This window comes from Cereibacter changlensis JA139, assembly GCF_003034985.1.
In the GTDB taxonomy this organism is placed as follows: Bacteria; Pseudomonadota; Alphaproteobacteria; order Rhodobacterales; family Rhodobacteraceae; genus Cereibacter; species Cereibacter changlensis.
Genome location: NZ_PZKG01000059.1, coordinates 1 through 24416, shown reverse-complemented (window position 1 = coordinate 24416; position 24416 = coordinate 1). Strand labels below are relative to the sequence as shown.

The 24416-nt window shown below is 69.1% G+C and carries 20 protein-coding genes and 1 pseudogene; 7 read left to right on the top strand and 14 right to left on the bottom strand.

The window, feature by feature from the left end; all coding sequences use genetic code 11:
• Window positions 1-92, bottom strand: a pseudogene (locus tag C5F48_RS26045) (transcriptional regulator); the annotation flags it as partial.
• A 291-nt stretch (window positions 93-383) separates the two neighbouring features.
• On the opposite strand from C5F48_RS26045, the gene C5F48_RS13375 reads away from it, so the two are divergent.
• Window positions 384-1898 (top strand): ATP-binding cassette domain-containing protein, encoded by a 1515-nt coding sequence (locus tag C5F48_RS13375; protein WP_107664404.1) that lies wholly within the window; start codon window positions 384-386, stop codon window positions 1896-1898.
• Between the two features lie 6 nt (window positions 1899-1904).
• Here the strand turns inward: C5F48_RS13375 and C5F48_RS13370 are convergent, their stop codons facing one another.
• From C5F48_RS13370 to C5F48_RS13360, 3 genes are read right to left on the bottom strand one after another with little or no spacing between them, the layout of a single operon-like run.
• Window positions 1905-2780 (bottom strand): DMT family transporter, encoded by an 876-nt coding sequence (locus tag C5F48_RS13370; RefSeq protein WP_107664403.1) that lies wholly within the window; start codon window positions 2778-2780, stop codon window positions 1905-1907.
• 7 nt (window positions 2781-2787) lie between these two features.
• Complete coding sequence (locus C5F48_RS13365) at window positions 2788-5157, bottom strand: PIG-L family deacetylase (RefSeq protein WP_107664402.1); 2370 nt, start codon at window positions 5155-5157, stop codon at window positions 2788-2790.
• A complete protein-coding gene (locus C5F48_RS13360; protein ID WP_245941335.1) occupies window positions 5154-6416 on the bottom strand; it encodes an ROK family transcriptional regulator in 1263 nt (420 codons plus the stop codon). The genes C5F48_RS13365 and C5F48_RS13360 overlap by 4 nt, the downstream gene beginning before the upstream one ends.
• Before the next feature lie 245 nt (window positions 6417-6661).
• Between C5F48_RS13360 and C5F48_RS13355 the strand changes: the two genes are divergently transcribed.
• From C5F48_RS13355 to C5F48_RS13330, 6 genes are read left to right on the top strand one after another with little or no spacing between them, the layout of a single operon-like run.
• A complete protein-coding gene (locus C5F48_RS13355) occupies window positions 6662-7912 on the top strand; it encodes a sugar ABC transporter substrate-binding protein (RefSeq protein WP_107664401.1) in 1251 nt (416 codons plus the stop codon).
• A gap of 50 nt (window positions 7913-7962) precedes the next feature.
• Window positions 7963-8913, top strand: coding sequence for a carbohydrate ABC transporter permease (locus C5F48_RS13350; protein WP_373454343.1), 951 nt, complete (start codon window positions 7963-7965; stop codon window positions 8911-8913).
• Between the two features lies 1 nt (window position 8914).
• Window positions 8915-9775 carry a carbohydrate ABC transporter permease gene (locus C5F48_RS13345; RefSeq protein ID WP_181247699.1) on the top strand — a complete coding sequence of 287 codons (861 nt, stop codon included), beginning with the start codon at window positions 8915-8917 and terminating at the stop codon, window positions 9773-9775.
• A 2-nt stretch (window positions 9776-9777) separates the two neighbouring features.
• The gene (gene argH / locus C5F48_RS13340) at window positions 9778-11289 is read left to right on the top strand and encodes an argininosuccinate lyase (RefSeq protein WP_107664399.1); all 1512 of its coding nucleotides are present in this window, start codon (window positions 9778-9780) and stop codon (window positions 11287-11289) included.
• Window positions 11289-12326, top strand: coding sequence for an ABC transporter ATP-binding protein (locus C5F48_RS13335; protein WP_107664398.1), 1038 nt, complete (start codon window positions 11289-11291; stop codon window positions 12324-12326). The genes argH and C5F48_RS13335 overlap by 1 nt, the downstream gene beginning before the upstream one ends.
• Window positions 12327-12328: 2 nt before the next feature.
• A complete protein-coding gene (locus tag C5F48_RS13330; protein WP_107664397.1) occupies window positions 12329-13393 on the top strand; it encodes an ROK family protein in 1065 nt (354 codons plus the stop codon).
• Between the two features lie 8 nt (window positions 13394-13401).
• Here the strand turns inward: C5F48_RS13330 and C5F48_RS13325 are convergent, their stop codons facing one another.
• The 10 genes from C5F48_RS13325 to C5F48_RS13280 all read right to left on the bottom strand — a co-directional run.
• Window positions 13402-13770 (bottom strand): diacylglycerol kinase, encoded by a 369-nt coding sequence (locus C5F48_RS13325; protein WP_107664396.1) that lies wholly within the window; start codon window positions 13768-13770, stop codon window positions 13402-13404.
• Window positions 13770-15440: a phosphoethanolamine transferase gene (locus C5F48_RS13320; RefSeq protein ID WP_107664395.1), complete on the bottom strand. Its 1671-nt coding sequence runs from the start codon at window positions 15438-15440 to the stop codon at window positions 13770-13772. The genes C5F48_RS13325 and C5F48_RS13320 overlap by 1 nt, the downstream gene beginning before the upstream one ends.
• A gap of 184 nt (window positions 15441-15624) precedes the next feature.
• Window positions 15625-16674, bottom strand: coding sequence for an NAD(P)-dependent alcohol dehydrogenase (locus tag C5F48_RS13315; RefSeq protein WP_107664394.1), 1050 nt, complete (start codon window positions 16672-16674; stop codon window positions 15625-15627).
• 289 nt (window positions 16675-16963) lie between these two features.
• Entirely contained in the window at window positions 16964-17989 is a 1026-nt protein-coding gene (locus C5F48_RS13310) for a LacI family DNA-binding transcriptional regulator (RefSeq protein ID WP_211314594.1), read from the bottom strand.
• 41 nt (window positions 17990-18030) lie between these two features.
• Window positions 18031-19308 (bottom strand): D-tagatose-bisphosphate aldolase, class II, non-catalytic subunit, encoded by a 1278-nt coding sequence (locus C5F48_RS13305; RefSeq protein WP_107664393.1) that lies wholly within the window; start codon window positions 19306-19308, stop codon window positions 18031-18033.
• A 1-nt stretch (window position 19309) separates the two neighbouring features.
• The gene (locus C5F48_RS13300; protein ID WP_107664392.1) at window positions 19310-20254 is read right to left on the bottom strand and encodes a tagatose kinase; all 945 of its coding nucleotides are present in this window, start codon (window positions 20252-20254) and stop codon (window positions 19310-19312) included.
• A gap of 3 nt (window positions 20255-20257) precedes the next feature.
• A complete protein-coding gene (locus C5F48_RS13295; RefSeq protein ID WP_107664391.1) occupies window positions 20258-21232 on the bottom strand; it encodes an ABC transporter permease in 975 nt (324 codons plus the stop codon).
• Window positions 21232-22737 carry a sugar ABC transporter ATP-binding protein gene (locus tag C5F48_RS13290; protein ID WP_107664390.1) on the bottom strand — a complete coding sequence of 502 codons (1506 nt, stop codon included), beginning with the start codon at window positions 22735-22737 and terminating at the stop codon, window positions 21232-21234. Before C5F48_RS13290 ends, C5F48_RS13295 begins: the two co-directional genes overlap by 1 nt.
• A 99-nt stretch (window positions 22738-22836) precedes the next feature.
• Window positions 22837-23721 carry a substrate-binding domain-containing protein gene (locus C5F48_RS13285; protein WP_107664389.1) on the bottom strand — a complete coding sequence of 295 codons (885 nt, stop codon included), beginning with the start codon at window positions 23719-23721 and terminating at the stop codon, window positions 22837-22839.
• A 464-nt stretch (window positions 23722-24185) separates the two neighbouring features.
• On the bottom strand, window positions 24186-24416 hold a 231-nt coding region (locus C5F48_RS13280; RefSeq protein WP_146170600.1), incomplete at its 5' end, for an FCD domain-containing protein.

Here is a 24416-nt window from a genome sequence, read left to right as displayed (position 1 = left end):
TCGGGGCCGGCCTGCACCAGCAGCCGCACGATGCGCAGCCGGGTCTCCTGCGACAGGGCGGCGAAGGCCGCGAGCGCCTCGGGTTCAAGCATCGGGTCAATACCTCAACAGATGTTGAGGTGTATCTAGCCCGCCCGTCGGGAAATGGGAAGGGGGTCCTTGCCGATCCTGTTGCTCCGTGCCAGCAAAGGCGGTAATATTCGCGCGTCACATGCCAGAGGAGGGGGAAGCCGGTGTTGCACCAGAGCTTCCGCAATCGCACCCGAGGACCTGTCTCCGCCCCGCGCCTGACCTCGCGGGGCTGACCGGGAACGCATAGCCGTCTCATCGTCAGCCTCTTCCGGCGCGCTTTCACGCGCCTGCCTGACCCTGATGAGACCCCCATGTCCCTGATCGCTCTCAAAGACCTGTCCCTGACCCGCACTGCCACGCTCTTCGCCGGGCTCGACCTCAATATCGCCAAGGGCGACCGGCTCGGCCTCGTCGCCGCCAATGGTCGCGGCAAATCCTCGCTCCTGCGCATCCTCGCCGGGCAGGAGGAGCCGACCACCGGCAGCCTGATCCGCGCCCGCGGCCTCGTCGCCGCCTTCGCGCCGCAGGACCCGCCGGCGCATCTGCTGCCGATGACCCTGCACGAGGCGGTGCGCGACGCGCTCGACGCCGAGACCGCCGAAGCCGAGGGCTGGCGCGTCGACATCCTGCTCGACGACCTCGCCGTCGACGAGGCGCTGCGTCATCGCGCGGTGCGCGACCTGTCGGGCGGCTGGCAGCGCAGCATGCTGCTGGCCCGCGCCGCGGTGGTGGAGCCGGATCTCCTGCTGCTCGACGAGCCGACCAACCATCTCGACATCGCGCGGATCGGCGTGCTGCAGCGCTTCCTCGCCGCCCTGCCGCGCGACTGCGCCGTGGTCGCGGCCAGCCATGACCGCGCCTTCCTCGACGACACCAGCACCCGCACCCTGTTCCTGCGCCCGGCTGAGAGCGCGGATTTCGCGCTTCCCTACACGGCGGCGCTGCAAGCGCTGGACCAGCGCGACGCGGCGCGCGACCGGCAGTTCGAGAACGACATGCGCAAGGTCCGCGCCCTGCGGCAGCAGGCGGCCAAGCTGAAGAACATCGGCATCAACTCCGGCTCCGACCTCCTGGTGGTGAAGACCAGGCAACTGTCGGACCGCGCCGACCGGCTGGAGGAACAGGCGCGGCCGGCGCATCACGAGGCTTCGGCGGGGGCGATCCGGCTGGCCAACAGCGGCAGCCATGCCAAGGCGCTGGTGAGCTTCGCCGACACCGCGATCGGCACGCCGGACGGCCGGACCCTGTTCCGCACCGGGAAACTCTGGATCGAGGCGGGCGACCGGGTGGCGCTCCTGGGGCCGAACGGCGCCGGCAAGACCCGGCTGGTCGAGCGGCTGCGGGCCGCGCTGGCCGGCGCCGACCCGGAGATCCGCGGCGCGGCCAGCCTGCGGCTCGGCCATTCCGACCAGGCGCTGTCACAGCTCGACGGCTTCCCGACGCCCTGGGAGGCGGTGAAGCGCTCGGCCAGCCTGCCCGACCAGCAGGCGCGCAGCCTGCTGGCGGGGGCGGGGATCGGCATCGACGCGCAGATCGCTCCGCTGGCGCGGCTGTCGGGCGGGCAGCGGGCGCGGTTGGCGATGCTCTTGCTGCGGCTGGTCCGGCCGAACTTCTACCTTTTGGACGAGCCGACCAACCATCTCGACATCGAGGGCCAGGACATGCTGGAGACCGAGCTGGTCGAGCAGGGCGCGGCCTGCCTGCTGGTCAGCCACGACCGCGCCTTCGTGCGGGCGGTGGCGACGCGGATCTGGGTGATCGAAGGACGGCGGCTGGTCGAGGTCGAGGACCCGGACCCGGTGTTCGACCGGCTGATGCGGGGCTGATGCAGGCTACCGGCGCCGCCAGAGCGCCGGCAGCGCCACCGAGGCGGCGATCAGAAGCGCGCCGACTGCAACGGCGGGGCCGGGCCGGTCGCCGAAGAAGGCCCAGCCCGCCCCGGTCGCGAAGAGCACCGAGAGGTAGGAGACCGGCGCGAGCCGGCTCGCCTCGCAGAGCCGGTAAGCGCAGAGGAAGCAGTATTGACCGGCCTGCGCGAGGCAGCCGATGGCGAGCAGCGCCGGCCAGTCCTGCCGCGCAACCGGCTGCCAGACCCAGAGCGCCGGGGCGGCGGTCAGCACCACCAGCCCCAGCGTGTAGAACAGCATCATCACCGTGCGGCTCTCGGTCCGTAGGGCGCGGGTCTGCACCAGCGCCAGCGCGCCGAAGATCACGGACACCAGCGCCGCGGCAAGGCCGGTGAGCGAGAGCCGACCTTCGAATCCCGCCGGAATCAGCATGACCATCGCCCCGGCAAAGCAGAGCGCCGCGGCGAACCAGCGGCGGGCGATAACACGTTCACCCAGCAGCAGGATCGCCAGCAGCATGGTGACGAGCGGGCGGGTGAAGCCGATGCCGTTCACCAACGCCAGCGGCAGCGAGGCGATGGCGAGGAAATTGCCGCTGAGCGCCACCGCATTGCAGGAGACGCGCAGCAGGTTGCGCCCGGGCTGGCGCATGGCGACCAGATCGGCCCGGTGGCGCCAGAGCAGCGGCAGGATGACGACCAGCCCGATCAGCGCCCGGATGAAGACCATCTGCAGCGCCGGATAGGTCTGGCCCTGCAGCTTGACCAGCACGGTCATGCCGGTGACCAACGTCATGTCCGACAGCAGCCAGACCACCCCCGCCGCCATGTCGCTGCGCGGGGGCTCGGGAGTTTCGGTCATCGGCGGCTCAGCCCGCGGGCTGGACGAGATTGGCCATCAGCCGGAAGGCGCCCGGAACCAGCGCGTCGAGCTGGTGGTGCAGCACCAGCGCCACATGGCTGTGCCGCCCGCCGCCGATCCGCCCCGAGACCAGCGCCCCGGTCAGTTGCGCCTCGCCCGGGTCGGCCATCGACAGCAGCGGCAGATAGGCGGCATCCCAATCGGCGGCGAAGTAGATGCCGCGCTCCTTGTTCCAGCCGGCGAAGTCGGCGGGGCCGATGCGGTTCGGCCCGGCGAGCAGCGGATGATCCGGCTCCAGCAGCGTCACCGGCGCCTCGGGATCGGTGACGCGCCAGCGCAGCGAGGGGGTGCCGACGGTGAGCGGACGCGGCGAAACGCCGGGCAGCCAGCCCTGATCGGGGCGCTGGTAGAGCGTCACCAGATGCCCGCCTGCCTCGACGAAGCGGTGCAGGGCGGGCACGGCGGCGGCGAGATCGGGGCGAGCGACGGCCACGACGCCGATCAGCACGGTGGTGAAGCCTTGAAACTCCATCCCCGGTTCGATCCGGTCGAGGATCGTCACATCGACGCCCATGCGGTGCAGCCAGAGCCCGACGCTGTCGCCGCTGCCGACATAGGCGACGCGGGCGCCTTCGGGCAGCTTCAGGTCCAGCGCCAGCACCCGCAGCTCGGCCGGTTCACGGAAGGCGATCCCGCCGACATGCGGCAGGCTGGCGCGGCGGATGCGCGCGGCGGGGCGCCCGGAGAGGGTCGCGGGGATGCGGGTCAGGCCGGGCGCGGGGGCGGCGGGGGGCGTCAGCGTCAGCTTCGCGCCGTCACGGGTCAGTTGCCAGCCCTCGGGCGGGGTGAAGCCCACGGCGCCCTCGGGGTCGGAGAGGGTGGCCTGCAGCGGGGCGACGCGGTCGAGCGGTAGCAGGAAGGCGTCGGGGCGCGGCTCGACACTGGCGGCGGGCAGGATGCGGAGCGGTTCTTCCAGATCGACCGACCAGCGGATCGCGCGGCCTGCGAGCGTGGTGAAAAGCTCCAGCCAGCTTTGGCCATTGCCGCCGGTCGGTTGCCAGTCGGCGAAGAACTGGGGGGAGAAGGGGGCATCGGCGGCGGCTGTCACCGGCAGGGTGAGCGCGCCGGGCGCCTGCGCCTCGACGGGTTCCGCCGTAACGCCTTCAGGCAGATGCGGCACGAGGCGCAGCGGGAAGGTCGGGGTGAAGGGCTCGGGGAGGATGACGCGGATCTCGCCCGACTGGCCGGGAGCAAGCTCGGCGGGGGTGGCGCGGGCCATGAGGCCGAGGCCCGCCGCCTCGGCCATCGCCGCCTGCACCTCACGGCGCTTGCGGGACAGGCGGTGGCCGTGGGCGGCGCGGAAGGCGGGGTCGCTGGCCGCCTCGGCGGCTTCGAGCAGGCGGTCGGCGTCGGCAAGGGCCACGAGGATCGCGGCGCGGTCGGGGAAGGCTGCCGTGGCGGTGTCGATGGCGGCGGCGGCTGCGGTCAGCGGCGCCTGCGCGCCCTCCATCGCCGCGAGGGCGGCCAGCGTGGCGGGCAGGGCGTCGAGAATGGTTTCCTCCGCCGCGCCGCCGAGCAGATGCAGCGCGATCTCGCTGGCCGGGGCATCGCGCCAGCGGCCCATGCCCTGCGAGGCGTGGCGCTTGCGCGACCACTCGCCGATCTCGGCATAGGGCGCGCCGGTGAAGGGCTCGCGGCCCGGCATCCGCACGGTCAGCGTGGCGGGGGGCGGGGGCAGCGCATCGTCATAGGTGGCGCCGCCGCCGGACCAGGCCGGAAGGTAGAACTTCGCCACCCGCCAGGGCGCCAACCCCTCGGCGGCATGATCGGGGAAGGCCGCGGGATCGGCGGCCAGCGCCAGCGCGGTCTCGGCGGCGCGGGTCATGGCGCGGTGGTGGCCGTGCTGGCCCGGCACGTCGAGGAAGGTCGGGATCACGATGTCGGGCCGCGCGCTGCGATAGGCGCGCACCAGCCGCTCGAGCGTCCGCTCCTCGCCCCAGCGCAGGAAGGTCGCGTCGCCGTCCTTGGAAAAGCCGAAGTCATGCACCGGGTCGGCGGGGCCATGGCCGAGCCAGATCACGTCGGCGTCGATCACCCGCGCCGATTCCTCCATCTCGCGGCTGCGCAGCACGCCGAGCAATCCGCCCCGCTCCGGCCCGAGGATGTTCTGCCCGCCCTCGCCGCGCGTCGAGCAGGCGACGATCACCCGCATCCCGAGCCCCAGCCGGAACCAGGCCAGCATGCCGTTCTGCTCGTCGTCGGGATGGGCGCCGGTGTTCATCACCGTCACCACCGAGCCGAGCCGCGACAGGGCGCGGTGCAGGCGCATCAGGGCGGGCGAGGCCTCGCGGGCGGCGAGACGGGCGTGATCGTTCATGCAACGGTTCCTTTTTCCAGAGCCTGTGCGGCAGGCTCGCTGCTGCGCCCCGGACCCTCCGAGAGGTCGAGGCGCGGCGTCATCGCGTTGAAGAAGGGCAGGGCGGCGGCGCCGAGGGCCGCGGTCAGCTGCCCGGTCTGGCCACGGGTCACGCGCGGCTCGCTGCGGTCCTGCCGGTTGGCGACCGAGGGGCCGAGGCGCAGCCCGGCGATCAGCGCGTCGATCACCGAATCCGGCAGCATGCCGCCCAGGATGACGGTCTGCGGATCGAGGATGTTTTCCAGAAACCCGATCATGGTGGAAAGATGCGCGGCCGCCTCGGCGATCCAGCCGGTCAGCAGCGGGTCGCCCTCCTGATGCAGCGCCTCGATCGTGGCGAAATCGGCGGAATGGCCGTGGCCCTCCAGATGTTCGCGCAGGGCGTGCAGCGAGGCGTAGCGTTCGAGACAGCCCGACTGGCCGCAGAGACAGGCGCGCCCGCCGGGCTGCACGACGACATGGCCGATCTCGCCCGCGTTGCCGAAGGCGCCGCGCATCGGCAGGTTGTCGGCGATGATGCCGAGGCCGATGCCGCCGCCGAAATAGATCAGGCAGAAGTTCGACAGCGCCTGGCCGGCGCCGAACAGCGTCTCGCCCACGGCGGCAGCGTTGGCGTCATTCTCCACCAGCACCGGCATGCCGACCAGTTCCGACAGCCGCCCTGCCGCGTCGATGCCGGCCCAGCCGGGCAGGGTGGTGGGGCCGACGCCGGACAGGCCCTCGATCTCGAACGGGCCGGGCATGACGACGCCGACGCCCATCAGCATCACCGGGAATTTCGCGCGCAGCGTTTCGACCCGCCGGGCGATCATCGGCAGCAGTGCCTCGGGCCGGGTGTCGTCGATGTCGAGCCGGCTTTCGTGCCGCAGGTTGCCGCCGAGATCGAGCACGGTCGCCACCAGATGCGAGACCGAGACCTCGATGCCGATGGTGATCGCGCCGTCGGGGTTCACCGCGAACTGGATCGGCGGCTGGCCCCGGCCCGAGCGGCGACGCCCCAGATCGACCAGCAGGTTCTCGGCCATCAGCTCGTCGATGATGTTGGCCACCGCCTGCGTGGTCAGCTGGGTCATGTCGGCCAGCTCCTTGCGGCCGAGTTGGCCGTGCGAGCGCAAGAGGTCGAGCACGACGCGCCGGTTGTGGCTGCGGCTGCGACCGGGGTTGCGGCCAAGGGCTATGACCAGCCGGTCTCTGGCTGCAGGGGTCATCGAAATCGGCACGTTCATCTCCACCTTGGCGCTGGCTCACGATCCGCGCCCGGTCTTGCAAGGTCAAGACTGCCGGGGCGATATGAATAAGACAAGTAAATTATTTTATTGACAGCCCGCCCCCCGACGCGCCACGCTTGCCGGAGTGGAGGGCTGACGCGCCGGGAAGAGAGGGCGCGTCGCGAAAGCGAGTGGCCTGCCGCGGGAACTGAAAAAAGGCCCGTCGCCACGAACGCACGGGCGCAACGGAGGTTAGAATGCGCACGCAAATCCTGATGGCCGGCCTTCTGGCTGGCACCAGCCTCGTGGCCGGAACGGCTGCCCAGGCGGTCGAGATCGAATACTGGCAGTATGTCTACGAGACGCGCGTCACCGCGATGGACCAGCTGATCGACGCCTTCGAGGCGGCGAACCCCGACATCACCGTCAAGCAGGTCACCTTCCCCTATGCCGATTACCAGACCCGGGTCGTCGCCGCGAACATGGCGCGCAAGGGGCCGGACGTGCTGCAGATGTTCTATGGCTGGACCGACCAGTTCGTCGGCGGCAAGGTGATCCAGCCGCTGTCGCCCGAGGTCTTCCCGCATGACGAGATCGAGGCCGAGTTCTTCCCGATCGTCACGGCGATGAAGCGTGGCGACGATTACTACGGCCTGCCGACCGCCGTGCGCTCGCTGGCGCTGTTCTACAACAAGGACCTGATGACCAAGGCCGGGCTCGACCCGGAGAACCCGCCGAAGACGCTGGACGAGATGGTCGCCGCCGCCAAGGCGATGACCGAGATGGATGCGGGCGGCAACCTGTCGACTGCGGGCATGACGCTCGACATGGGCGGGCAGGACCACCAGTGGTGGCGCGAGGTTCTGGTGCGCCAGTTCGGCGGCGAGCCCTACAGCGCCGATTACAGCCAGGTCACCTACAACGATGCCGCCGGGGCGGCGGCGCTGAAATTCTACACCGACCTGCAGCTGGTTGAGAAGGTCGGCCAGCGCGGCTTCATGGACGAGGGGCAGGCGGCCTTCCGCGCCGGGCGCGCCGGTCTGACCATCGACGGCACCTTCCGGCTCGGCTCGTTCAGCAGCATCGAGGATTTCGAATGGGGCGTGACCGAGCTTCCGGCCAATGCCGAGGGGGTGCGCTCGAACTATGCCAGCTATTTCGCCAATGGCATCGGCATCGGCGCAGAGGGTGAGGAGCTGGCGGCGGCGGAGAAGTTCCTCGCCTACATCAGCTCGCCCGAGGCGATGAAGATCTGGCTCGACGTGGTGGGCGAGCTTCCGGCGCGGCGCGACGTGGCGCTGACCGAGGAGAACCTTGCGGACCCGATCTATGCGCCGTTCCTCAAGGGGCTGGACTACGCCAAGACCACGCTCTTCATCGACGAGGCGGCGCAGCGGCAGAACGCCATCGACATGGCCAACCGCATCCTGATCGACGGCCAGTCGGTCGAGGAGTCGCTCGCGCAGGCCGCCGAGGCCGAGCAGGCGATCATCGACAAGGCGAAGTGACGGCTAAGTGACGGCGAAGTAACGGGCGGAGCACGACAGGCATGGCCAGCATGGCAAATCAGGGGGCGCCCGAGCGGCGCCCCGGCATCCCCGGCACGCCGGGAGGGCAGCCACGCGGGCGGGGCCTGTCGATGCGCACCCGGCAGCTCTTCTGGGTCTGGGGCTTTCTGGCCCTGCCGGTGCTGTTCTACGGGGTGATCCGCTTCTACCCCACGCTCAACGCCTTCTGGCTGTCGCTCACCGACTGGGATCTGATGTCGGAGCCGGAGTTCATCGGCATCGACAACTACACCCGCATGTTCTCGGACCCCGAGTTCTGGAAGGTGTTCAGGAACACCTTCACCTATCTGATCGTCGGCACGCCGATCAGCCTCGTGCTGTCCTTCCTCATCGCCTTCGCGCTGGACCGTATCCGCTTCGGCCACACCTTCCTGCGGGCGCTTTACTTCCTGCCCTACATCACCACCGCCTCGGCGATGGCCTGGGTCTGGCGCTGGTTCTACCAGCCCGCGCCGATCGGCTTCATCAACGATCTGCTGGGGCGCGTCGGCATCCCGCAGATGGCTTTCCTGAACTCGACCACCTGGGCCTTGCCCTCGATCATGGTGACGGCGATCTGGGCGGGGCTCGGGTTCCAGATCATCATCTTCATGGCCGGGCTGCGGGCGATCCCCACCACCTATTACGAGGCGGCGCGGATCGACGGGCTGGGGGAGGCGTCGATCCTGCGGCGCATCACCCTGCCGCTCCTGAAACCGACCACGGTCTTCCTCGTCGTCTTTTCCTCCATCGGGTTTCTCCGGATCTTCGATCAGGTCTACAACATGACCACGAACGATCCGGGCGGGCCGCTCGGCTCGACGAAGCCCCTCGTGTTGATGATCTACCAGACCGCCTTCTCCTCCTACGAGATGGGCTATGCCGCGGCCCAGACGGTGGTGCTGTTCACCATCCTGCTCTGCGTCTCGCTCCTGCAACTCTGGCTTCTGAGGGAGCGTTGAGATGAACCCCACCGCATCCCCCACCACTTCCCGCAGCCTCGCCATGAAGCGCATCCGCCCCGGGCGCATCGTGATCTGGACGATCCTGTTCATCGGCGGCCTCTTGATGGTCACGCCCTTGCTCTTCATGTTCTCCACCTCGTTCAAGACCGCGGCGCAGGTCTATGACCTGCGGCTGATCCCCGCCGCGCCGACGCTGGACAACTACATCCGCGTGCTGTCGGACGGGCGCTTCCTGCGCTGGTTCCTCAATTCCAGCTTCATCGCCATCACGGTGACGCTGTCGAATGTCTTCTTCGACAGCCTCGTCGGCTATACGCTGGCCAAGTTCCGCTTCCGCGGCCGCTACCTGATCTTCATCGCGATCCTGTCGACGCTGATGATCCCGACCGAGATGCTGGTGATCCCGTGGTATCTGATGTCGGCGAACCTCGGCTGGCTCGACAGCTACTGGGGCATCATGTTCCCCGGCATGATGACCGCCTTCGGCACCTTCCTGATGAAGCAGTTCTTCGAGACCATCCCCGACGACTTCCTCGAGGCGGCGCGGATCGACGGGCTGAACGAGTTCACCATCTGGTGGCGCGTGGCGATGCCGCTGGTCACCCCGGCGCTCTCGGCGCTGGCGATCTTCACCTTCCTCGGCAACTGGACGGCGTTCTTCTGGCCGCTGATCGTCACCACCAGTCAGGAGCTCTACACCCTGCCCATCGGCCTTTCGAGCTTTGCCGTCGAACAGGCGATCCAGTGGGAAATGATCATGACAGGCGCCGCGCTGGCGACGCTGCCGACCCTCCTCGTGTTCCTGCTGCTGCAACGCTACATCGTGCGCGGCGTCATGCTGGCGGGGCTGAAAGGATGACGATGACCAACGATCCCCGCCGGAGCGACAGCTCGGTGTTTCCGAACCCGGTCTACAAGGAGACCGTGCTGCGTCCGCTGTTCGATGGGGCGAAGACCCATCATGTCGACGGCTTCCAGCGCATCGACCGGGCGCATCTGGTGATGCTGGCCGAGACCGGCATCCTGCCGCGCGACGTGGCGGGGCGCATCGCCCGGGCGCTGGAGGCCATCGCGGCCGAGGTCGATCCCGCCGGGCTGATCTATACCGGCGAGGTCGAGGATTTCTTCTTCCTGATCGAGAAGGAGCTGAAAGCGCGCCTTGGTCCCGATGACGCGGGGCGGCTGCACACGGCGCGTTCGCGCAACGACATCGACCACACGCTGTTCAAGCTTTCGCTGAAGGCGCGGCTCGACACGGTGCTGGCGCAGGCGCTGGCGCTCTTGGAGGCGATGATCGCTACGGCGGAGCGGGAGGCCGCGACGCTGATCGTGGCCTATACCCACGGCCAGCCCGCGCAGCCCACCACGCTGGGGCATTACCTGTCCGCGGCGATCGAGATCCTGATCCGCGATGTCGAGCGGCTGCAGGCGGCGCGGGCCGTTGTCGATCTGTCCTCGATGGGGGCGGCGGCGATCACCACCTCGGGCTTCCCGATCGACCGGGCGCGGGTGGCGCGGCTCTTGGGCTTCAGTGGCCCGCAGCGCAATTCCTACAGCTGCATCGCGGCAGTGGACTACATCACCGCGAGCTACAGCGCGCTGGAGCTGACCTTCCTGCACCTAGGGCGGCTGATCCAGGATTTCCAGTTCTGGACCGCTTTCGAGGTCGGGCAGATCTATGTGCCCAATGCCTTCGTGCAGATTTCGTCGATCATGCCGCAGAAGCGCAATCCGGTGCCGATCGAGCATATGCGCCACCTGTCGAGCCAGACGGTCGGCCGGGCGCGGATGATGCTCGACATCGTGCACAACACGCCCTTCACCGACATGAACGACAGCGAGGGCGAGAGCCAGGAGGCGGGCTATCAGGCCTTCCATTCGGCGCGCCGGGTGCTGGAGCTGCTGGCCGCCTTCATCGGCGCGATCAAGGTTGATCCGGCGCGGGTGACCGAGAACATCCGCCGCTCCTGCATCACCATCACCGAACTGGCCGACACGCTGGTGCGGCGCGAGGGGCTGTCGTTCCGCCAGGCGCATGAGATCGCGGCCAGCGTCGCCCGCGCCGTGGTGGCCGCCGGGACCGACCTGCCGAGCGGCGGCTACGCGCCGTTCCGCGCGGCCTTCGAGGCGGCGACGGGGGCGGCGCCGGTGCTGAGCCCCGAGGCCTTCGCCGAGATCGTCTCGCCCGAGTATTTCGTCGCGGTGCGCGCCCGCTTCGGCGGGCCGGCGCCCGAACCGATGGCCGAGGCGTTGGCCGCCTACAAGGCCGCCGCCACGGGCTTTGCCGAGGCTGCATCCGCCGCCGCCGCCCGCGAGCGCGCCGCGGCGGAAGAGCTCGCCGCTTGTTTCAACTCTTTGGTGGAGGCCGGCTGATGGCGACCATTACGCTGAGAAATCTGGTCAAATCCTACGGCAAGACCGATGTGATCCACGGCATCAACCTCGAGGTGGCGGATGGCGAGTTCGTCGTCTTTGTGGGTCCCTCGGGCTGCGGCAAGTCCACCACGCTCCGGATGATCGCGGGGCTCGAGGAAGTCTCGGGCGGCGAGATCCTGATCGGCGACCGGGTGGTGAACGAGCTCGACCCGAAGACCCGCAACATCGCCATGGTGTTCCAGAACTACGCGATCTACCCGCATCTGACCGTCCGGCAGAACATCGCCTTCGGCCTCTACACCTCGACGCTCTCCAAGGAGCAGAAGGCCGCGAAAGTGTCCGAGGCCGGCGCGATGCTGGGGCTGGAGCCGCTGCTGGACCGCCGTCCCTCGGACCTTTCGGGCGGGCAACGGCAGCGGGTGGCCATCGGCCGCGCCATGGTGCGCGACCCGGCGGCCTTCCTCTTCGACGAGCCGCTGTCGAACCTCGACGCCCAACTGCGCGCCCAGATGCGGATCGAGATCAAGGCGCTGCACCAGCGGCTCGGCACCACCATCGCCTACGTGACCCACGATCAGGTCGAGGCGATGACCATGGCCGACCGGATCGTGGTGATGCGCGACGGCCATATCCTGCAGTCCGGCGCGCCGATGGAGATCTACGACAACCCGGTCGATGTCTTCACCGCGCGCTTCATCGGCACGCCGTCGATGAATGTCCTGCCGGTGGTCGAGGAGGGCGGCGTGATGCGCCCCGCCGATCCGGGAACGGTGCTGGCCGGGATCCGTCCGCATGATCTGCTGGTGGGCGAGGCCGGGGCCGGGGCGAGCCTGAGCCTTGCCGGGCGGGTGACGGCGGTGGAGCCGCTCGGTCCCGAGACGCTGGTGCATTTCGAGGTGGCGGGCAAGCCGGTGATCGCCACGGCGCCCGCCCGTCAGGCGCCGGCCATCGGCGCCGAGGTCGTGGCCCATGCCCAGCCGGGCCGGGTGCATCTCTTTGATGTGGCGACACAAAAATCGCTGCCGCGGCGCTGACGATGCAGGATTTTCACAGTGAAACGCTCTCCGGCCCGGCCCGGGCAGCGCTGGTCGGCGCGCTGCGCTCCGGCGCGGCGATCCCGGATCTGCAGGCGCAAGAGCTTGCCGCCGCCGGCTGGCGGCTGACCGAAGGCGCGCTTGCCGCCGATGCGGGGCTGCTGTTCGGCGTCGATGTGGGCGGCACCAAGACGCAGTCGGTGCTGACCGATCTGGCGGGGCGGGTGCTGGCGGAAACCAAGGAGCCGACCGTCTCCGCGGGGGGCGATGCGGTGCTGGGCCAGATCCGGGCGCAGCGCGACCGGCTGCTGGCGGAGCTCGGCCTGCCGCTGCCGCTCTTGGCAGCCGGGATCGGCCTGCCCGGTGCGGTGCATCCGGCGACCGGGGTGATCCACCGGATGCCCAATGTCGCAGGTCTCGCCGGGCGCGACCTGCGGGCGCTCTTGGCCGAGGATCTGGGCCTGCCGGTCGCCATCGAGAACGACGCCAATCTCGCGGCTCTTGGCGAAGGCTGGCTCGGCCATGGCCGGGGGCACGAGACCTTCGTCTTCGTCGCCATGGGCACCGGGATCGGCATGGGCTCGCTGGTGAACGGCGCGCTCCTGCGCGGGGCGCAGGGGGCGGCGGGCGAGATCGCGGCGCTGCCGATCGGCGCCGACCCCTTCGATCCGGCGACCTTCGCCGAGGGGGCGCTGGAGACGGCGATCTCCAGCCGGGCGCTCCTGGCCGACTACCTGCGCCGCGGCGGTACGGGCGGCGGGTCGCTGCGCGAGCTCTTCCTCGCCGAAGCGCCCGACCCGGCCTTCGAGGCCACGCTGGAGCGGCTGGCGATCCTGCTGGCGCAGGCGCTGCTGGCGACGGTTTCGGTGCTCGACCCGAGCCTCGTCATCCTCGGCGGCAGCATCGGCTCGCGGCCCGAGGTGCTGGAGCGGACGCGCCACCACCTGTCGCGCTGCCTGCCCGAGCCGCCGGAGTGCCGGATCAGCAGCCTCGGCAACCGCGCCGGCGTCATCGGCGCGGCCCGGGCGGCGCAGGGGGCTCTGATCGACCGGCTCTCGGCCGGCTGAGCCCCGGCTCAGAGCAGCGCGAGGATCAGGAACAGCGCGTTGCCCGCCAGCACGCAGAGCACGGCGAGGCTGCCGAGATCCTTGGCGTCCCGCGCCGCCTCGCTCCATCCGGGCGAGACGCGGTCGACCAGCACCTCGATCGCGGTGTTCAGCGCCTCCACCGCGATCAGCAGCAGGAAGAGGACGGCGAAGACCGCCATCTCCCACCGTTCCGCCCCGCGCAGCGCCAGCAGCGCCGCGGCCATCGCGCCGCCGGCCAGCTCGTGCCGGAAGGCGGTCTCGAGCCAGAGCCGGCGCAGCCCGCCGAGGGAGTAGCTTCCGGCGGCCAGCAGGTGGCGCGGGCCGTCGATGCGGGCGGGGCGGCTGGTCTCGGTCATCAGGAGGCCTCGATGTGGCAGGGGGCGAAGAGGTCGCGATCCTCGCGCCGGGCGCTGGTGGTGATGTCCATCAGTCCGAGCACCGAGGGGAACAGGTTGTCATGGCTCAGCCCCTTGCCCCGCGCCGCGACGCAGTCCGGATCGACGCCGAAACTGCGCCTGTAGGCCTCGGACAGCCAGAGCACCATCGGCACCCGGGTCTGGGTTTCGGGCGCCATGAAGCGCGGCGCGCCATGCAGGTAGAGCCCGTCCTCGCCCAAGGACTCGCCGTGGTCCGAGATGTAGAGCAGCGCCGGGATCACCCGGTCCTGCGCCGCCAGCAGGTCGATGGCCGAGGCCAGCACGTGATCGGTGTAGAGGATCGTGTTGTCATAGGCGTTGCGGATCTCCTCCACGCTGCACTCGGCGAATTCGGCGGTCTGGCAGGCGGGGGTGAAACGCTCGAACTCCGGCGGGTAGCGCAGGTGATAGGCCGGGCCGTGGCTGCCGATCTGGTGCAGCACCAGAACGGTGTCCTCGGTCATCCCCGCCACCGCCTCGCCGAGCGCCGCGAGGAAGATCCCATCGGTGCATTCGCCGCTGCCGCAGAAGGCCGGGTCGCCCGGTTCGTCCATGCTGCGCGCCTTGCCGATGCGCGCGGCCAACCCCTTGTCGCCGGTATTGTTGTCCCACCATTCCACCGCGACGCCGGCGTGGTGCAGCACGTCGAGCAGGTTCTCCTGCCGGATGCCCTTGTCATAGGAGTAACCCTCCCGCCCCAGCGTCGAGAACATGCAGGGCATCGACACGGCGGTGGCCGTGCCGCAGCTTTCCACGTCCCGGAAGGCCATGACCCCGCGCGCCGCCAGTTCCGGCGTGGTGTCGCGCGCATAGCCGTTCAGCCCGAAGTTCTGCGCCCGCGCCGTCTCGCCCACCACCAGCACCGTCAGCACCGGCTTCTTCGCCGCCGCCAGCCGCGGCCCCTTCACCGCATCCGCGCCCAGCGGGGCCACGGTCACGTCCCGGCTCTTCAGCATCATCTTGGCGTAGCGCACCGCCCCGCCCAGCGGCGCGCCGGGCTGGTAGCTGCCAACCAGCTCCTTGTGCTCGCGCAGCACGGCGGAGAAGGTCTTGAAATCGCTCAGGATCAGCCCGGCGAACAGGGCGAGGCTGGCCAGCACCATGCCACCCCAGCCCAGGAGCCGCCGCAGGAAGCGCCGCGGCGTCACCCGCAGCCAGAGCACCGCCAGCGAGGGCAGCAGGCCGAACAGCGCGACATGCAGCAGGAAGCCCGGGGTGATCAGGTGCCGCGACTCGTTGAAGGTGGTGGTCATGGCGTTCTGGATCATGTCGCGGTCGATCATCACCCCGAGACTGTCCATGTAATAGGAGGTCACCGCCGAAAGCATCAGGAGGAAGACCAGCACCGGCTTCTGCAGCCGTCCCGGCCCGAAGGCGCTGAGCAGGAACAGCGTCAGCGCGAAGAGCGCGGCGCCGAATTGCATGACCGAGACGGGGTTGTCGAAGATCGCACCGGCCCGCGCCCAGAAACTTCGGTTGTCGGCTGCCATGATGAACAGCGCGACGAGGACGGTGAGGGCGTAGGCGGGGATCACCGGCCCGCGACGCAGGAGGGTGGGGCGCAGGCCCGCACGAGGTGCGGCGGGGGAGCGGAGCAGGGAGGAGGTCATGAGAGGGAAATCCGGAGTGGTTTCCTCCCTTGTGGCGGGGAAAGCTGAACGTTGCCTGAACGGATGAAAAATGCTTGCGTGGGCCGTCCGATCCCCCTCGGACCCTCACGGCAGGAGCGCGCGCCACCAAAGTGGCGCGCGGCTTTTCATCTCGGCGCGGCGTCGGCTGGCCGGCGCCGGCGGCTCACTGGCCCATCGTCGCGATGTCCATCACGAAGCGGTATTTCACGTCGCCCTTCAGCATCCGCTCGTAGGCGGTCTCGATCTGCTCGGCGCGGATCATCTCGATGTCCGAGGTGATGCCGTGCTCGGCGCAGAAATCCAGCATCTCCTGCGTCTCGGGGATGCCGCCGATCATGGAGCCGGCGAGGCTGCGGCGCTTGGTGATGAAGCCGAAGACATTGGGCGAGGGATGCGGGCTGGCCGGCGCGCCGACCAGCGTCATCGTGCCGTCGCGCTTCAGCAGGCCGAGGAACGGGTCGAGATCATGGGGCGCCGCCACCGTGTTCAGGATGAAGTCGAAGCTCTTGGCATGGGCCGCCATCTCCTCGGGATGGCGCGAGACGACCACCTCGTCGGCGCCGAGCGCCAGCGCGTCGGCGCGCTTGCTTTCCGAAGTGGTGAAAGCCACCACATGCGCGCCCATCGCATGCGCCAGCTTCAGCCCCATGTGGCCGAGCCCGCCGATGCCGACCACGCCGACCTTCTTGCCCGGCCCGGCCTGCCAATGCCGCAGCGGCGAATAGGTGGTGATCCCGGCGCAGAGCAGCGGCGCGACCGCGGCCAGTTGTTCCTCCGGATGGGAGACCTTCAGCACGTAGCGCTCATGCACCACGACCTGCTGCGAGTAGCCGCCGAGCGTGTGGCCGGGCGCGTCCGGGCTTGGCCCGTTGTAGGTGCCGACCATGCCGTCGCAATAGTTCTCCAGCCCCTCGTCGCAATCGGCGCAGTGCTGGCAGCTGTCGACCATGCAGCCGACGCCGACCAGATCGCCGACCTTGTGCGAGCCGACATGCCCGCCCACGGCGGCGACGCGGCCGACGATCTCGTGGCCGGGGACGCAGGGGTAGAGCGTGCCGGCCCATTCGCTGCGCGCCTGGTGCAGGTCGGAATGGCAGATGCCGCAGAACAGGATGTCGATCTGCACGTCATGCGGGCCGGGAGCGCGACGGATGATCTCCATCTGAGACAGCGGGGTATCCGCGGCGGGGGTTCCATAGGCGAGGACGGTCATGGGATGTTCCTTGAATGGGTCGGGTACCGGAAGGGTCGAAGCGGACGCGCCGGCCTACCGGGAAGGCAGCCCCGCCGGCGGGCGGGGCAGGTCGGCGAAGGGTCGCCGGGCGTTGTGCTGCATCTCCTGATATCCCGCGTGGCAGAGCCCCGGGCGAGGCCCGGTCCCTGCGGGATATGGGGCGATGCGGCGCTGCGGCAACGGCAAGGCTGCCGGAGGTTGCAGGGAAATCGCTGGCCCGCTTGTGCCTGGCCGCTCTCGGCTTTGCATGCAGGGTTCGCAGCGGAGCCTAGGCGGAGGCCCGCAGCCTGAGCTCCGCGCGCAGCAGCGTGCTGGAGGGTGGGCTGCCGGGGTCCTCGTCGATGCGGTCGAGGAGTTCGGTCGTGGCAAGCCGGGCCATCTCGGCATAATTCTGCGCCACGGTGGTCAGCGGCGGGCAGGCGAAGCGGGCCTGCGGATGGTCATCGTGACCGGCGATGCGCAGGTCGTCGCCGGGGTCGCGGCCGACCCTGATCCCGGCCTCCCAGGCGGCAAGCTGGGCGCCCAAGGCGACGCGGTCGTTGGCGCAGAGCAGCGTCCTCGTCGGCAGGCCGCGCCGGATCAGTTCGGCCGCCGCCACATGGCCGAAACGCTCGAATTCCCAGGTTTGGTCCGAAGGGATCGGCAGCAGCATCGGCTCCCGACCCGCAGCGCGCATCGCCGCCGCGTAGCCGTCGCGGCGGTCGAAGGCGTTGCGGTTTACCGGCGGCATGCCGAGATAGCAGGGCGGCTCGCCGGAGCTGCAAAGGTAGTCGACCATTAGTCCCATGCTCTGGGCGTTGTCGGTCCCGACAAAGATGCAGTCATGCCCGGGCGGGCTGTCGACATAGACCAGCGGCAGCTTGCGCTCCAGCTCGGCCAGCTTGTCATTCGACTCCCCGGCGCCGGTGGGCACCACGATCAGCCCGGCGACGTTCATCGATTGCAGCCGGGCGATGGCCGCGCTCTCAAGATCACGCCGACCGTTCGAGGACAGCATGAAGACGAGGAAGCCCGACTGCAGCGCCAGCTGCTCCACCGAGCGGGTCAGTTCCATGTAGAACGGGTCGGTGGAGTTCGGGATGATGATCCCGAGGATGTTGCTACGCCGCCGCTTCAGGTTCACCGCGAAATGGTTGGGGCGGAAGTCGCTCTCGGCCAGCGCCGCCTCGATCTTCGCCCGGGTGCTGCCACGAACTGACCCGGGATCGTTGAAGAATTTCGACACCGTGGGCCGGGAGAGCCCGACATAGGCCGAGAAATCCTCCATCGTCCTGATCTGTCTCGGGGCCATCATGCGGCGCCGGGCCTCCTTCGCTGCGACGCGGCCTTCCGGGCTCACCCGCCGCAGGCCGAGATGTAGTCCTGCATCACCGCCTCGACCGAGGCAAGGGCCAGCGCCCGCGCCTGCGGCGCCAGCCGGCCGCCCCGCACATCGGCATAGCGCGCGCCGAGGTGCTGGCCGATCAGCGTCTCGGGCAGGGCCGCGTCGCCGAGCAGGGCGAAGAGCCGGTCGAGCGCCTCGCGCGCCTCGGGCTGCGGCCAGTAATAGCGGATCCGGTCGGAATAGCTGAAATGGCGCTGCAGGGCGCGCTCGGCGTCACTGCCCTCGTAGTAGCGGTCCCAGTTCGCGGGCTGGGCCAGCATCACCGCTTCCATCGTGGCGCGCAGGCCGCGCGGCCGGGCTCCGGGGTGCAGCTCTGCGGCGATGGCGTCGAGGCCGTAGAGCGCCTCCCGCAGGGCGAAGGTCAGGCCGGGGCCGACCTTCAGGATCGCGAAACCGTCCTGGACCAGTGCGGCGAGGTTGGCGCGGCGCTGGTAATCGGTGGAATGCGCCTCGAAGACCACGCCGGGCAGGTCACCCAGCACGGCGGAGAGCGCGCCGGCCTTGGCGCTGTCGTAGTCGATGACGTTGTGGTTGCCGAATTCCACCCCGGGCTGGACAACGACGCCGATCACCCGGGCGAAGGCCTCGGACTGGCCGGCGGCGGCGAAGGCCTCGTGGTGGATCTCGACGGTGGTGCGGGCAGCTTCGGGGGCGGTCAGCTCCAGCTCGCCCAGCTCCTCCATGGCGCCGCCGGGGATCGGCACCTCGGTGCCGATGATGTAGACCGGGGCCGGGATGTCGCCGCCGGGAAGGGACGCCTCGGCCACGGCGGCCAGCCGCGCGGCGCGGCCGGCGGTGGTCGCGTCATCCAGCGCCGTCGGTTCGCCCTTGCAGCCCATTGAGCAGTCGAGATGCAGCTTGGTGAAACCGGCGGCGGCATAGGCGCTGACCATCGCCTCGGCCCGCTGCATCGCCTCTTCGGCCGGCAGCGCCTTCCACGGGTTCGGCCCGAGATGGTCGCCGCCGAGGATCAGCCGGTCGAGCGGGAAGCCCTGCGCCGCGGCGATCGCCTCGACGAAGGCGCGGAAGTCGGCGGGAGTCATGCCGGTGTAGCCGCCCTCCTGGTTCACCTGGTTGCAGGTCGCCTCGACCAGCAGCGGCAGCGCGGTCGGCAGGGTCGCCCGCATCGCCGCCTCCAGCACCATGGCGCTGGCCGAACAGACCGAGGGAATGCCCGAGGGGCCGGGGCGCCCGCGCCAGGCGGCGATGTCATGCAGCGGGTTCATCATCTCAGTGTCCTTGAACGGGGGTGATCAGGGCGTCGAGTTCGGCGCGGGTCGAGGTGCCTTCCATCGGACCCAGCTTCGTGACGGCCCTTGCGCCGGCGGCATTTGCATAGGCCAGCGCGGTGGCGGGCGGGGCGCCGGCCAGCCAGAAGCTGACGAAGGCGCCGCCGAAACTGTCGCCGGCACCGGTGGGGTCGATTTCCTCGACGGCGATCGGCGCGGCGTCGGTCCGGCCCTTCGCGTCGAAATGGCTGGCGCCCTGGGCCCCGCGCTTGATCACGATGTCACGGACCCCGCGGGCGAGGAGGTCGGCCACGGCCCCCGCCTCATCGCACGCGGCGGTGAACAGGAAGATCTCGTCGCCCGAGGGCAGGAACAGGTCGGTCTGCGCCAGCACCCGGTCCAGCGCCGGGCGCAGGCCGGGCGTGTCGAGGATCTCGGGGCGCAGGTTGGGATCGAAGCTGAGCGTGCCGCCCTTCGCCTTGATCCGCTCCATCGCCTCGAGGGCGCGGGCGGCGAGGCCGGGGGCGGAAAGCGCGGTGCCCATCAGGTGCATGTGGCCGCAGGTGTCGATCAGCGCGTCGCCCTCGGGCGTGGCGTCGAGCCTGCCGCAGGCGGAATTGGCGATGTTGAAGATGAAGGCTCGCGACCCGTCCTCGCGGTAGCGGACGAAGGCCGACCCGGTCGCCTCGCCCGGGGCCACCGAGACGCCGGAGATGTCGACCCCGTCGGCCGCCAGCCGGTCGAGGTTGACCTGACCGAAGTCATCGGCGCCGACGCGCGACAGGATCGCGCAGGGCGTGCCGAGCTTGCCCACTTGGTCGATGAAGATCGCCGGCGAGCCGGAGGGGAAGGGGCCGATCAGCGGCTGGGCTTCGCGGAAGCCGTCGCCGCGGGTGGTGGCCACGATCTCGACGAGGATCTCGCCGACAGTCAGAACCTTGGTCATGGCTCAGCCCTGCCGCTGCTTGGAGCGGACGTCGAGATAGACGGCCACGAGGATGACGAGGCCCTTAACGATGAGCTGGTAGAAATACGGCACGGACAGCATGTTCATACCGTTGTTCAGCACCCCGATGATCAGCGCGCCGATCAGCGTGCCCACCATGGTGCCGACCCCGCCCGACAGCGAGGTGCCGCCCAGCACCGCCGCGGCGATGGCGTCAAGCTCGTAGCTGAGCCCGGCGTTGGTCTGGGCCGAGTAGAGCCGCGATGACAGGAGGATGCCGGAGATCGCCGCCATCAGGCCGGAGATCATGAAGATCTTGATCTTGATTGCGTTGACGTTGATCCCGGAATAGAGCGCCGCCTCGCGGTTGCCGCCGGTCAGATAGGTCTTGCGGCCGAAGGTGGTGTGGGCCAGCAGCACGTGGTTCACCACGAAGAGCACCGCCACGATCCAGATGATGATCGGCACGCCGAGGAAGCTGTTGGCGCCGATGGCGATCCAGGTCGGGTCCATGTTCATCTCGGGCGCGCCGCCGGTCGGCAGGCTGACGAGGCCGCGGTAGATGCTCATCGTCGCCACGGTGACGATGAAGGAGGGTAGGAGCAGCTTGGCCGTCAGCACGCCATTGAACAGGCCCAAGAGCGCCCCGGCCGCCAGCGTCAGCGTCAAAGCCGGAGCGAAGCCCCAGCCGAGGCCGATCACCTGTGCGCCGACCATGCCGGCCACGGCGATGATCGAGCCGACTGACAGGTCGATCTCGCCCAGCAGGATGACCCAGGTCATGCCGAAGGCGGTGATCGCGATGACCGCGACCTGCTGCAGGATGTTGGTGAAGTTGGCCACCGACAGGAAGCGGTCGTTGGTCAGCGAGAAGACGACGCAGAGCACCACGAGCGACAGGAAGATGCCGCCGTATTGCCGGATCAGCGACTTCAGGTAGGAATGGCCCGCCTGTGGCGGTTGAGCGGTGTCAGTCATCAGAATTGCCCCGTTGCAAAGGTCATCACCCGTTCGGGTGTCAGCGTGTCGCGCGCCGCGGCCTCGCGCATCCGGCCCTCGGACATGATCACGACGCGGTCGGACAGGCCCAGGACCTCCGGCAACTCCGAAGAGACCAAGAGGATCGCGGTGCCCTCGGCCGCCAGCTGGCGGATGATGCGGTAGATCTCGAATTTCGCCCCGACGTCAACGCCGCGCGTCGGCTCGTCGAGGATCAGGATGCGCGGCTTGGTGGCGAGCCACTTGGCCAGCACCACCTTCTGCTGGTTGCCGCCGGACAGCGTGCCGGTCACCGTCTCGATCGAGCCGGTGCGGATCGCCAGCCGGTCGACCTCGGCATGCGCCGTTTCGCGCTCGGCCCGGGCGCGCAGGAAGCCCTTCGCCGAATAGCGCGGCAGGGCGGCCATCGAGATGTTCTGCCGCAGGCTGTGCAGCAGCACGAGGCCCTGTTCCTTGCGGTTCTCGGTGACGAAGCCGATGCCGTGGGCGATGGCCTCCGCGGCTGAGCGGATCGTGACCGGCTTGCCGTCGATCTCGACCCGGCCCTCGGCGGCGAGCATGCCGAAAAGCGCGCCCATCACCTCGGAGCGGCCGGCGCCGATCAGGCCGAAGAAGCCGAGGATCTCGCCCGGCCGCAGCTCGAAGCTGGCGTCGCGGAAGGCGCCGGGGCGGGTGAGCCCCTCGACCTTAAGCACCGGCGGCATCGCCGGATCCGGCGCAGGGCCAAGGCGGGGCGGATAGATCTCCTCCATCCGGCGACCGACCATCAGGGCGATCAGCTCCTCGATAGTGGTTTCTTCCTTCTTCACCGTGGTGACGTATTCGCCGTCGCGGACCACGGTGATGTCGTCGGAGAGCCGCATGATCTCTTCCATGCGGTGCGAGATGTAGATGATCGCCTTGCCCTGCGCCTTCAGTCGCCCGATGATGTCGAACAGGATCTCCGCCTCGGAGTCCGAAAGCGACGAGGTCGGCTCGTCGAAGATCACCACCCGCCCGTCATGGCTCAGCCCCTTCGCGATCTCCACCAGCTGGCGCTGCGCGATCGACAGGTCGGCGACGCGGGCGTTCACGTCGACCGGCAGGCCGAGCTCCTCGATCAGCGCCCGGGCCCGGGCCAGGAGCTTGCGCTCCGAGATGAAGCCCATGCGGCTGGGTTCGCGGGTGGCGAGGATATTGGCCGCGACGCTGAGATTGTTGCACAGGCTCAGTTCCTGGAAGACGATGGCCAGACCGCGCGCCGCGGCTTCCTGCGGCGTGCGCGGGTAGTAATCCTCGCCGCCGAGCCGGATCTCGCCCTCGGTGGGCAGTTGCACCCCGGCGAGGATCTTCATCAGCGTCGACTTGCCCGCGCCGTTCTCGCCGAGGATGGTGTGGACCCGGCCGGCGCGGACCGTGAGGTTCATGTTCTTCAACGCGACGATCGGGCCGAATGTCTTGCGGACGCCGGTCAGGTGCAGAATGACATCGTCATTCTCGGCCATTGCGTCTTCCTTCTGGATCGGGGGCTTCTGGATCAGGGGGAGGAGAAAGGACCTCCCGCGCGAGGGCGGGAGGTCCTGACCGGGAGCGGTCGTTTCAGATCACTTGCCGGTGTAGACGCCCGGAACGATCGGCTGGTCGACCGGCACTTCCTCGCCCGCGATGAGCTTGACCGCGGTGTCGACGGCCATCTTGCCCATCTGGTCGGGGAACTGCTGGATCACGCCGACCATGACCGGATCGGAGTCGACCGCGTTGCGCGCCTCTTCCATCCCGTCGAAGCCGATGACCTTCACCTGCTCCTGAAGGCCCGCGGCCTTCACCGCCACGGCGGCGGCCAGCGCCGCGTCATCGCCGAAGCCGAAGATGCCGGTCACGTCCGGGTTGGCCTGCAGCATGTTCTGCGCGGCAGCCAGCGCCTCGGCCCGGGTGATGCCGGTCTGCTGCGCGACGATCTCCATCTCCGGGAAGGCCTCGAGCCCCTTCTTGAAACCGTCGATCCGCGCCACCACCGACTGGACGGTCGGGTAGTCGATGATCGCGACCTTGCCGGCGCCGCCGAGTTCGGCGCCCATCAGCTCGGCCGCCTTCACGCCGCCGGCGTAGTTGTCGGTGCCGATGTAGGAGGTCACCTCCACACCCTGCGCTGGCACATCGACGGTAATGACCTTGATGCCGGCCTGCTGCGCCTTCATGATCGCCGGCAGCGCGCCCTGGCTGTCGACCGGCGAGATCACCAGCACGTCGACGCCCTTGACGATGAAGTCCTCGACATCGGCGAGCTGCTTGGACAGGTCCTGGTTGGCGATGGCGATCTCCAGCGGCACGCCCTGCGCTTGGGCCTCGGCTTCCATGGCCTTGGCGATCTCGATGTAGAACGGGTGCTGCTGGGTCAGCAGCGAGGCGCCGATCCCTTCGGCCCAGGCAGCGCCTGTGGCAAGGATGATGGCGGCGGACGTCAGGACGGTCGAGGTGAGCTTCTTCACGTGGTTTTCCTCCCAGTTCGTGCAGCTTCGGCAGGCCCGGCAAGGTTCAGCACCTGGCCGGATCCTAGGCCAGCTGTTGATAGGGCAAAAGTTTACTTGAGTAAAGCTTTGGGCGGAGATGGGTTGGGCGTGGGCAAGAATGTGCTTTAGCTTCGTCATGCATTCACATGATTTACAGAGGAAAAGAATGGTGTTGGTTGACCGGCTGCGATGACTTGTTGCGCGACCGTGGATCCTTCCCAAGAACCTTTTTCCTGTGAACGGCTCTCGAAGTTGGTGCTTTGACGAATCTTTGGCTGGGGCGGCGGCCCTCTTAAGTGGGCGCCGAGTTGCAGCCTGGCCGGGGTTTTCCGCCAAGCGCTCCCTGTGCAACAGCAGCCGGCCCGCGCCTTGGCGGGACGACCTGAGGGCGCCGATCATTGCTTGCGCAGGAGCGCAAGCAACGCGGATCTGCGGCTTAAACCCTAGATCATCACTCCCGCACAGCGGGCCGTATTGCGGATGTGGCTGGCCATGGCGAGGCGCGCGGCTTCGGGGTCGTGGGTGGCGAGCGCCGTGATGATCTGGCGGTGTTCGCCCAGCGAAGCGCGCATGCGGTCGGCTTCGGTGCGGGGGATCGGTTGGCGCTGTGTCTCGGTCAGCAGGCTGCGCACCGTCTCGTAGAGCGTGCGCAGCATCAGGTTCGGGCAGGCCAG